Annotated in this window: 9 protein-coding genes and 1 pseudogene; 4 read left to right on the top strand and 6 right to left on the bottom strand. The window is 31.7% G+C overall.

Features of this window, described 5'->3' with window-relative positions:
- The first annotated feature begins 315 nt into the window (after positions 1 to 315).
- On the top strand, positions 316 to 1,359 hold the full coding sequence (locus Q4517_RS15205) for an NAD(P)/FAD-dependent oxidoreductase (RefSeq protein WP_115900862.1): 1,044 nt from the start codon (positions 316 to 318) through the stop codon (positions 1,357 to 1,359).
- A 91-nt stretch (positions 1,360 to 1,450) separates the two neighbouring features.
- On the opposite strand, the gene Q4517_RS15200 is transcribed toward Q4517_RS15205, so the two are convergent.
- Positions 1,451 to 1,936, bottom strand: coding sequence for a DUF2938 domain-containing protein (locus tag Q4517_RS15200; RefSeq protein ID WP_303511211.1), 486 nt, complete (start codon positions 1,934 to 1,936; stop codon positions 1,451 to 1,453).
- Positions 1,937 to 2,081: 145 nt separating this feature from the next.
- On the opposite strand from Q4517_RS15200, the gene ctlX reads away from it, so the two are divergent.
- Positions 2,082 to 3,017: a citrulline utilization hydrolase CtlX gene (gene ctlX / locus Q4517_RS15195; RefSeq protein WP_303511208.1), complete on the top strand. Its 936-nt coding sequence runs from the start codon at positions 2,082 to 2,084 to the stop codon at positions 3,015 to 3,017.
- Here ctlX and Q4517_RS15190 read toward each other — a convergent pair.
- The 4 genes from Q4517_RS15190 to Q4517_RS15175 form a co-directional block, all read right to left on the bottom strand.
- Positions 3,014 to 3,466, bottom strand: coding sequence for a hypothetical protein (locus tag Q4517_RS15190; protein ID WP_303511207.1), 453 nt, complete (start codon positions 3,464 to 3,466; stop codon positions 3,014 to 3,016). The genes ctlX and Q4517_RS15190 overlap by 4 nt on opposite strands.
- 63 nt (positions 3,467 to 3,529) lie before the next feature.
- Positions 3,530 to 6,427 carry an FAD-binding and (Fe-S)-binding domain-containing protein gene (locus tag Q4517_RS15185; RefSeq protein WP_303511205.1) on the bottom strand — a complete coding sequence of 966 codons (2,898 nt, stop codon included), beginning with the start codon at positions 6,425 to 6,427 and terminating at the stop codon, positions 3,530 to 3,532.
- Positions 6,428 to 6,463: 36 nt separating this feature from the next.
- The gene (locus Q4517_RS15180; protein WP_047789278.1) at positions 6,464 to 6,922 is read right to left on the bottom strand and encodes an Lrp/AsnC family transcriptional regulator; all 459 of its coding nucleotides are present in this window, start codon (positions 6,920 to 6,922) and stop codon (positions 6,464 to 6,466) included.
- Positions 6,923 to 7,044: 122 nt separating this feature from the next.
- Entirely contained in the window at positions 7,045 to 8,475 is a 1,431-nt protein-coding gene (locus tag Q4517_RS15175; protein WP_303511202.1) for a VOC family protein, read from the bottom strand.
- A 371-nt stretch (positions 8,476 to 8,846) separates the two neighbouring features.
- Between Q4517_RS15175 and Q4517_RS15170 the strand changes: the two genes are divergently transcribed.
- Positions 8,847 to 9,569: a hypothetical protein gene (locus Q4517_RS15170; protein WP_303511199.1), complete on the top strand. Its 723-nt coding sequence runs from the start codon at positions 8,847 to 8,849 to the stop codon at positions 9,567 to 9,569.
- Between the two features lie 218 nt (positions 9,570 to 9,787).
- Here Q4517_RS15170 and Q4517_RS15165 read toward each other — a convergent pair whose 3' ends face one another.
- The gene (locus Q4517_RS15165; RefSeq protein WP_303511196.1) at positions 9,788 to 9,961 is read right to left on the bottom strand and encodes a hypothetical protein; all 174 of its coding nucleotides are present in this window, start codon (positions 9,959 to 9,961) and stop codon (positions 9,788 to 9,790) included.
- 44 nt (positions 9,962 to 10,005) lie between these two features.
- Here Q4517_RS15165 and Q4517_RS15160 point away from each other — a divergent pair.
- Positions 10,006 to 10,267 (top strand): annotated as a pseudogene (locus Q4517_RS15160) (IS982 family transposase); the annotation flags it as partial.

The following is a 10,267-nucleotide window of genomic DNA, read 5'->3' as shown; positions in this document are numbered from 1 at the left end:
TGTTTTTACCTTCAAATTGTTCCATTTATCAGTATTTTAAAGCAAAAAAATACAGATTTTAAATTAATAAGTCAATTTGTTAAAATATAGTAAAGATTGATAAGAACTTTATGTTACTACTGTTTTAATGAATCGAAACTATTTGATAACATGCTTTTATCATATAAACAAAGTTTAAGTTATTTTGCTTGTAATGAGTTTAATATATTGTAAATGGCAGCTCTATTAATTTCAAGGGAATTTCCAGTTCCGAGAAAAGCTTGATGCGTTTGTTTAAAGTATCTATATTTGAGCTCTTAATGAAAATGGTTTTAGATGTTAGATTTTGTGATTATTGGTGGTGCGCAAGCAGGCTTATCCATGGCTTACCACTTAAAAAAGATGGAAAAAAGCTTTATAGTAGTAGACGGAGAAGAAGAAGTAGGAGCCTCTTGGTTAAATAGATGGGATTCTTTAAAACTATTTACACCAACTGAATATAATCACTTACCAGGTTTAAAATTTAAAGCACCTAAAGGTCATTATCCGACTAAATATGAGGTTAGCAATTATTTTAAATCGTATGTAAAGAAGTTTGACATTCCTGTACAATTGAATACGTTAGTAACATCAGTAAAAAAAACGGTAAAAGGGTTTCATATTATCTATAATGAAGGAGAAATTGTAGCAAAGAATGTAATTATAGCAACAGGTCCGTTTCATATACCATATACACCACCTTGTCACACCAAATTATCTGATGATATATTGCAAATGCATAGTAATTATTATAAAAATAGTGAACAGTTGCAAGAAGGGGATGTGTTAGTTGTTGGAGGAGGGGATTCTGGCTATCAAATTTTAGATGAGGTTTCTAAATATAAAAACTCAAAGAAGGTTTATTTTTCAGGAGATACTAAGGTGAAAACTTTACCACAACAATTTTTAGGTAAAACCCTGTGGTGGTGGTTTACGTTAATCGGGTTTTTAAGGTTTAGTAAATACAGCTGGATAGGCAAAAAAATAAGTACATCATTACAACCTGTAATTGGTACAGATGTAAAAGAAATTTTATCTCGAGAAAATGTAATTACAGTAGGAAGAACTAAAGATGCTTTAGATAACGAAGTTGTTTTTGAAAATAAAAAAGTAACTTCCATAAAAAATATTATTTGGGCAACAGGGTATCGTCCTAATTTTAAGTGGATAGAAGGCTTGGAGTTAGATTCAGATAACTACCCAAAAAACTATAGAGGGGTGAGTAACATTGAAGGATTGTATTTTATAGGTTTACCTTGGATGCATACACGTGGTTCTGCTACTTTAGGAGGTGTGTCAAAAGACGCTAGCTATTTAGCTGATATAATTAGAAAAAAATAAATTTTTGTACATAAAAGCAAAGCCACTAATAATTCATAGTATTAGTGGCTTTGCTGTATAAGAGATAAAATGTTATATTTAATAAACTTGATTACTTAACTAAGGTACTTAAAATTTTAGCACTTAAAAACAATCCAAACCCAAATACAGCATGTGTTATTAAACTCATTATTTGAGCTTTAATAGGATGAGGAGTGTTAGAAGCAGCAATTCCTAATCCAAATGCAGGTTGCATAAAAAAGAAAGGAGCTATAACAGTTACAATTCCTATAATTAAAGCTGGTGAAAACGTAGGGTTTTCAAGCCATTTTTTGCCAAAAAAAAGGACTAAGAATAAAGCAAAAGTAATACCAATGGCGTAATATGCAACCCAACCAACTATATGTTCGTGTTTTATGGAAGGAGCGGTAAATATTGTGTGGTGAGAAAATCTACCATTAAAAAAATGCCCAATCCAACGACCAAGAAATTTATAATCAAGAGTTTTAATGCCAAAAGCATTTAAAATAAAAGAATACACATCCATAGTTATTGTAGTTCCAATGCCTACTAAAATTGTTTGAAATAAATTGCTCATGTTTTTTTAAAACAAAAATATAGTGAGTGTAGTTAAGTATGATAGGACAAAACAGAAATATAATAGGATAAATTAATAAAATTTAGTTGTTTTTAAACTATTCTGGTTGCAAATACAAACTAAAAAAACTTATTACATTCGCAATATGGAACAAACAACAAATACCATAGTAATGGTTCGTCCTGCAAGTTTTAGGATGAACGAGCAAACCGCAGTAAATAATTATTACCAGCAAGAGTTGTCGGGAATGTTACCTGCATCAGTTAATGCTAAAGCACAAGAAGAGTTTGATACTTTTGTAGAAAAATTACAAGCTGTAGGAGTTACTGTAGTAGTTGTAGAAGATACTAAAAAACCTAATACACCAGATGCACTATTTCCAAATAACTGGATTTCTTTTCATGAAAATGGTGATGTAGCGATCTACCCGATGTTTGCAGAGAATAGACGCTTAGAGCGTAGAGAAGATGTGTTAGAGATATTAGAAGAAAAAGATTTTGTAATAGAAAATGTTGTAGACTATTCGGAAGCAGAAGAGGAAGAAGTTTTTTTAGAAGGAACTGGGAGTATGATTTTAGATAGATACAATAGAAAAGCCTATTGTGCCTTGTCTCCACGTGCCGAAGAAGAATTGTTTATAGAATTTTGTGAAGATTTTGAATATACTCCTGTAATTTTTACAGCAAATCAAACAGTTGAGGGTAGGAGAGAAGCTATTTATCATACAAACGTAATGATGTGTGTCGCAGAAACTTTTGCGGTGGTATGTTTAGATTCGATAGATGATAAAAAAGAAAAGAAAAACTTATTAAAACATTTAAAGTCGGACGGAAAAGAAGTTATTGCTATATCAGAACAGCAAGTAACACAATTTGCAGGAAATATGCTACAAGTTAAAGGAACGAATGACGAACGTTACTTGGTAATGAGTTCTTCTGCTTTTAATTCATTAAAACAAAATCAAATTCACGCTATAGAAAAGCACAGCAAAATACTACACAGCTCTCTAGAAACTATAGAAACCTGTGGTGGTGGAAGTGCTCGTTGCATGATGGCTGAAGTTTTTTTACCAAAAACCTAAGCAACCATAGTATTAGAAACTTTATAGTTTTTATAATATTGCATTAAAATAAAAGAACAGATAACTGAAGAAGCAATCCCTTCAATAGCTAAAGCAAATACAACTAGTGGTAAACTTAAATTCTGACCCCAAAAAGAAGACTGTTCAAGTATTTTCATAAAATCAGGATCAATAAAATCTACATATATAATTAACCCTAAAATGGTTAAAGCTATAGCAATTATAGAAGTTCCTATTCCTAATAAAAAATTAGTAAAATATAATGATTCGTGGTTTTTAACAATATTAGTTTTTATAGCTCTGTTAATACCATAAAGAACGAAAGCAAAGTTTAAAAAACGCAGTTCGGAAATATCTTCTAATCCAAAAATTTTCATAACTAAAAAAAAGCTAACAATACCTGCGAAAATAAGCAGTGCATTGTTAAAGATGATTTTATTGCTCGCCATAATAGTACGTTTTAAGAGTTAATCGTCTTAAAAGTACAAAATAAAGAAATGAAAATCAATTATTTAAAGTAAAGCTTCTTTTAAAATTGTTACAGGGTGTTTTGCTAAACGTTTTGTTCCGTCATAAATTTGATGACGACAACTAGTGCCAGCGGCTACTATTTCTGCACTGGTTGAACAGTTTCTAATCTTAGGAAACAACGTATCTTCACCCACTTGCATACTTACTTTATAATGCTCTTTTTCATATCCAAAAGATCCAGCCATACCGCAACAACCGGTATTCATAATTGTTACTTTATAGTTCTTGGGAATATTTAATATAGAAAAAGAGGCATGTGTACTAGATAATGCTTTTTGATGACAATGCCCATGTATTTTAAGTTCCTTTGTTTCGTTACTAAACTTAGTTGTATCTATAGAAGCATTAGCATGTTCGTTCGCTAAAAACTCTTCAATAGTAAAACAATTTTCAGAAAGTTTTTTGGTTGCTATTTTATCGTCTGCCAAACGCAAGTATTCATCTCTAAAAGTTAAAATAGCCGAAGGTTCTATTCCAATTAATGGAGTTTTTTTAGAAATTAATTCTTTAAAAGTGTTCACATTTTTATTTGCAATTTCCTTAGCTTCTTTTAAAAAACCTTTTGAGATGTAACTACGTCCGCTTTCTTCGTGGTTCACAGTTTTTACTTCATACCCAAGTTTTTCTAATACAATCACGGTATCTTTACCAATTTCAGCATCGTAATAATTGGTGAATTCATCGTTGAATAGATATACCGTTTTATTGGCAGGTTTAGTATCGTGTTTTTTCAACCAAGCACTCAATGGTTGTTTTGCTAATTTAGGAACGGAACGTTCTGTAGCAACTCCCATAACTTTTTTAGCTAGGGTGGTGTTGGTAAAGAAATTTGTTAGCACAGGGAATTTACTTCCTAATTTGTTGTATTTAGCATTGTTAGCAAATAATTTACTACGGAAAGAATATCCATTTGTTTCTTGATATTGGTATAAGAATTCTGCTTTCATCGAAGCAATATCTACATTACTCGGACATTCACTAGCACAAGCTTTACAGCTTAAACATAGGTCGAGAATATCTTTTAGTTCTTTAGAATCGAACTTGTTTTTAGCAGTATTATTGGTTAACACTTCACGTAATGTATTGGCTCTTGCTCGTGTAGTTTCCTTTTCGTTACGAGTAGCTCGGTAACTTGGGCAGAGTGTTCCCCCAGCTTCAGGAGATTTACGGCAATCACCTGAGCCGTTACATTTTTCAGCTAGCTTTAAAATACCTTCACTATCCGAAAAATCTTGAATGGTTTCTATCTTAGGTTCATTTCTATCAATTTCATAACGTAAACTTTGATCCATAGGAAAAGCATCGGTAATTTTTCCTTTATTGAATACATTATTTGGATCGAATGCCTTTTTTATTCTTCGTAATAATTGGTAGTTTTTATCACCAATCATTAACGGAATAAACTCCGCACGCACAATACCATCACCATGTTCACCACTAAACGATCCTTGATACTTCTTAACTAACTCAGCAGTTTCAGTAGTTATTTTTCTAAATAATACTACGTCTTCCTTTTTCTTTAAATTCAAAATAGGACGTAAGTGTAGCTCACCAGCTCCTGCATGTGCATAATACACTGCTCTTTGCTGATATTTATCCATAATTTTGGTGAATTCCTCAATATAGGTAGGTAAATCTTCCAAGGCTACGGCAGTATCTTCAATACAAGCTACCGCTTTATCGTCTCCAACAATGTTTCCTAATAATCCTAAACCTGCTTTTCGTAGCTGATGTACTTTAGCAATGTCTTCGCCATATACTTTAGGATAGTGGTACCCAAAATTGTTTGCTTTTAAATCTTTAATAAGTTTATCGGCTAATATTTCAGCTTCTTCTATAGTGTCTGCCGAAACTTCTAACATTAACACAGCTTCCGGATCTCCTTGTAAAAAGAAACGGTTTTTGGCTTGTTCACGGTTATTTTTAGTGCAATCTAAAATTACTTTATCCATTAATTCACAAGCATAGAGTGTGTGTTTCATGGTAGTAACAGTAGCTTTTAAGCTTTCGTTTACACTAGTAAAATGCGGACATACCATAATACTTTGCGTAGGAGGTAGGTCGTCTAGTTGAATTGTAATAGCCGTTGAAAATACTAAGGTTCCTTCACTTCCTGATAAAAATTTAGCAGGATTGATAGTTGGTTGAGTTCCGCCAAATAAATCGGAAGTTAAAAATTCATCAACTGCATACCCAGTATTTCTTCGGTGAATGCTTTCTTTTGGGAACTCTTTTTTTATTTCTTGTTGAACGGCTTCTTGAGAAAGCTCTGTATAAATAGCACGATAGATGTTTCCTTCTAACGAATTTTCTATTTTCTTTTGATTGAATTCAGCTGAAGTAATTTCAGAAAAAGTAACTTCACTACCGTCACTTAACAAGCCTTGAATAGCAATTACTTTATCACGAGTTACTCCATAACGAATAGAAGTACTTCCTGAAGAGTTATTACCTACCATTCCGCCAATCATACAACGGTTAGAGGTTGAGGTATTCGGACCAAAAAACAACCCGAATGGTTTTAGGAAGCGGTTTAAATCGTCACGAATAATTCCTGGCTCTACCGTAATGGTTTTGTTAATTTCATCAAATGCCAGTATGTTGGTAAAGTGTTTAGATACGTCAACTACAATTCCATCTCCCACACACTGTCCTGCTAATGAAGTTCCTGCTGTACGCGGAATTAAGGTGATGTTATTTTTAGTAGCAAAATCAATTAATAGCTGAATATCCTCTATGTTCTTAGGATATGCAACTGCTAGTGGGATTTTACGATATACCGAAGCATCGGTTGCGTAAATGTTTTTATGTAGGTTGTCAAAAAATAGTTCGCCAGTTAATGATTTTTTGAACGTTTCTAGTTGTGTTGTTTGTACCATTATCTTAAATACCTAAAATGTGGGTAGTGTTGTTAATTATTCTATTGGAATGTGACGCTTAAAACAGGTATCGAAACATATAAAAGTATCGGTTCCTGCCACTCCTTTGATTAAATGTACGTTATCGTATAGTATTTTTTGTAAATGTTCGTTGTCTCTAGCAAATATTAAAATAAAAATAGCGTAGTAACCAGAAACAAAGTTACATTCGGTTATTTCGGGTATTTTTTCTAACTCGTGCATTACTTCTTTAGCAAAGCGAGCTTCACGCAATCGAATACCTGTGTATGATTTGGTTTTATAGCCTAAGCTTTTTTCTTCTAAAACAAACTCCGCATTTTTAATCACACCTTCAGCGGTTAGTTTTTTAATGCGTTGATGAATTAAGGAATTGGAAACTTTTAATTCTTCCGCAATTTGCGAATAGGCTTTACGAGCATCTAAACGTAATTTTGAAAGTATTTGTTTGTCTATATAATCAAATTGATTTTCCAAAAGAATAATTTTGTTAGCATAAACTTAATATAGGCTACAAGATAAACAATCGTTTTTAACGAAAAAAGTGTAGCCGATAATGCAAATATACGGCTACACTTTTTCAATATTCTATTTTACGCTTAAGCATTTATTACTGCTAAGCAGTTTTGTATGCTTTCATCTTGCATGTCTTCATACCATTTTGTTAACTTATAAACAGGTTCACCTAAATCTTTTTCAAATAATGATTGATTTGAAGTGCCTTCATATTCGCGTTTAGCATCATCTGTTCCTAAGTTTGAAGCAAAAATTCCTGCTGCACTTACAGGTAAGAAATCTTCGTAAACCATAGGTTCTATGCTTAAATAGCCATCCTCTAATAATTGGTTTACATCTGCTTTTGTATACACTTTTTCTTTAGATAAAGTTTTTGCTTTATCGGTAGTGAAATAATGGAAATATGCCAACTCTTTTGAGTGTAGCTCTTCATATTTATCAGGAAAAACTTTAAAATTTTCTGCTAATAATTTATTGTATTCTGAGGCATTTTCGGCAGTTGGTGATCCACCAATAGCTTTACGTGTTTTACCTAATAACTCGTGATACAAGTCAAGTCCTTTTTGAGTTAACGCTACACCACGTTGTTCAATCTCACCAAAACGAGCTTTGTGTTCGCCTATTTCTTCTTTTTCAGCATTGTTTTTAAAAGTAACTTTTTCGGTCAATGCTTTAAAACTTGTTTGACGTAGTAAAATAGGGCATTTTCTTGCAGGAGGTCCTTCTATATTGTCTTTTGGTGGAATATTACGATCCTCCATACTTACTTGTACCTTGTCTATATCTAAAGTTCTAGGGGTTAGGTGGTTGATGTGAGGCCCTTTGAAAGCAACTACATCAGCAATTAATCTGTGTTGATTTAGTAAAGCTTCGTACATTTCATAATCTACGGTAGCAGTATCGTGCCAACGAAAAGTTTCTAATGCTTCTTGAACAAAGGTTTCGGCATCTTCTTTATTTAACCCACCTTCTTTTTCAGACTTATCAATGAGTTGTAAAACTTTTTCTGTAAAAATTTGACGTTTTTCTAAAATAGTTTCAACATTGTTACGAAGCTGAGTATCATCAATTAAATCTAAACGTAATAAAGAGGTAAAAACTCTGAATGGAGCTTGGTTAAGGGCGGTGCTTTCAATAGCTCTAAAAGCTGTAGAATGAACAGGAACACCAGCTGGGGCTAAATCGTAGTAGCCAACAGAATACATTCCCATTACTTTAAACAGACGTCTCATCGTAAATAATTCATAGGGTTTACCTAAACGAATTGCTCCGTGGCGTTCCATATTTAGTCGAGTTAATTCGCCAGTATGTGCTAACTGCTCTTCAATTTCTTTAGACTCAGAAAGAACATTATCATTTATGTCATGAACCAAATCAAGTAGATCACCATAAAGTGGCACCTCATTTTTGTACATATCAGACATAACTTTAGAGAAGCGGTTACGAATGTACTCTGGAGAGACAAATTCTTCAGCTGTATTAGTAAAACTTTCTAGTTTATTTTTTGATGACATAGTTTATTGAGATTTACTACAAATTAAATGAATTTAATTTTTTTTAGTGCATATAAAGGTGAAATTTGCTTTGTTAGTGTTTTTTTTGAGTCAGTTTTATTTTTTGATTGCCTTTTTTTTAACCAAAAGACAATTTTTTACTAAAAAAGTGTTTTTAAAAAGTCAATTTGACTTTGTTTCAGATAAGTCTTAGTAAAAAAAACAGAGTTTTTAATTCTGTTAGATATTGGTGACGAGAAGTTTTTTGTTAAAATATGTCTACAAATAACTCATTATTAGTAGGTAATATTTTTATCTTGAAAAAAATAAATTTTAGGGTAGGGAGAGGAGAGATATGGTTGTCTTAAGGTTATAAATGAAAAAACAAAATCATGAAAACATTACAAAAAACAGTATTATTATTAAGTGCAACTTCATTAATGTTATTAGGAACTTCTTGTACTAGTGAAGATGGAAACAATGAAAACTTAAGAATTAAGGCATCTTCAACTAACACATTTAATCAGAGCAAACTAGCTTCAAAAAGTGTAAATAATGCAGAAGTAACCATTTCTGATTTTAAACTAAACATCACAGAAATAGAGTTAGAGTTTGATGATAAATACCAAGATACTATGAATGACAGTATCATAAGTTCTGATGATGAGATTGAGTTGAGAGGACCATTTCAGTTAGATTTGTTAACTGGAATATCAAACATTACTTCTTTAGAACTTCCAAATGCTGATTACGAGGAAATTGAGTTTGAGTTTGATAAAAATACAGACGAGTCTAGCGACATGTTTAATAAAACAGTTGTTGTTAAAGGTACTATAAATACTGTACCGTTTATCTTCTGGCATGATTTTGAAGAAGAAATTGAAGTAGACTTTGAAAATGAAACTACTGATATTATTGTTTCTGAAAGCTTAACTGAGGTTACTATAAACTTTGATTTAGATGCAATGTTAAATGAAGTAGATTTATCTTCTGCTATTGATGGTAATGAAGATGGTACTATAGAAATTAGTCCGCAAGATGCGGATGGTAACAACGATTTAGCTGAACAATTAAAAGAAAAACTAAAAACTGCAGCAGAGTTATTAGATGACTAATCATTAGAATATAATTAGTTGTATTAAAAACCTGTGATACTTAGTGTCATAGGTTTTTTTTAAATCATTCAGAATAGGTTAAACCTCTAGTTTAAAATAACTATTTTAGTTGTAAAAACGGAAAAATTATGGCTTGTTTTAGAATATGGATCTCTTAAAATGTACTAGTATTCTTTCTTTAATATATAATCAAGTTCGTTATTTTTAATATTGTGATTTTATTGGTCTATATTTTTTACATTTTTATTAAATGCTGAAATATTTGATAGAATTATAGTTCTATTTTTATTTAAAATATTTAATGCTATTATAGAAGAATGCCCTTCAGTTTCAACATTATACATATACCAAACCCGTTGTGCATTATGATTTAAAATAAAAAAGTTGTTCATCTTACTGATAATTAGTAAATTGTTTCAGTTACAAAACATTAACAATGAACAACTTAAATGCAAATTATGAAAGAATATTGAAAGTGTTACAAAAAACATCAAAACACCAGCTTTTAACCTACCAAAGAAGACAGCCAAAGCTAAATGATTTGGAATTAATAAGTTTAAGCCTTACTGCTGAATATATGGGCATTGACAGTGAAAACAATCTGTTCAGACAGCTTCCTGGTACTATTTCATCAAAAATTGAGCGAAGTGTTTATAATCGTAGAAGAAGAAAACTAATCAATCATATTGATAATATTC

The organism is Tenacibaculum sp. 1_MG-2023, assembly GCF_030547425.1.
Taxonomy (GTDB): Bacteria; Bacteroidota; Bacteroidia; order Flavobacteriales; family Flavobacteriaceae; genus Polaribacter.
Note: the sequence above shows the minus strand (reverse complement) of the source record. Positions and strands in the feature narration are given on the sequence as shown.

Bases quoted from the DNA above. Each gene is read 5' to 3' on its own strand.
- Q4517_RS15205 (WP_115900862.1), top strand. From the start codon at position 316: ATGTTAGATTTTGTGATTATTGGTGGTGCGCAAGCAGGCTTATCCATG.
- Q4517_RS15200 (WP_303511211.1), bottom strand. From the start codon at position 1,936: ATGAGCAATTTATTTCAAACAATTTTAGTAGGCATTGGAACTACAATA.
- ctlX (WP_303511208.1), top strand. From the start codon at position 2,082: ATGGAACAAACAACAAATACCATAGTAATGGTTCGTCCTGCAAGTTTT.
- Q4517_RS15190 (WP_303511207.1), bottom strand. From the start codon at position 3,466: ATGGCGAGCAATAAAATCATCTTTAACAATGCACTGCTTATTTTCGCA.
- Q4517_RS15185 (WP_303511205.1), bottom strand. From the start codon at position 6,427: ATGGTACAAACAACACAACTAGAAACGTTCAAAAAATCATTAACTGGC.
- Q4517_RS15175 (WP_303511202.1), bottom strand. From the start codon at position 8,475: ATGTCATCAAAAAATAAACTAGAAAGTTTTACTAATACAGCTGAAGAA.
- Q4517_RS15170 (WP_303511199.1), top strand. From the start codon at position 8,847: ATGAAAACATTACAAAAAACAGTATTATTATTAAGTGCAACTTCATTA.
- Q4517_RS15165 (WP_303511196.1), bottom strand. From the start codon at position 9,961: ATGAACAACTTTTTTATTTTAAATCATAATGCACAACGGGTTTGGTAT.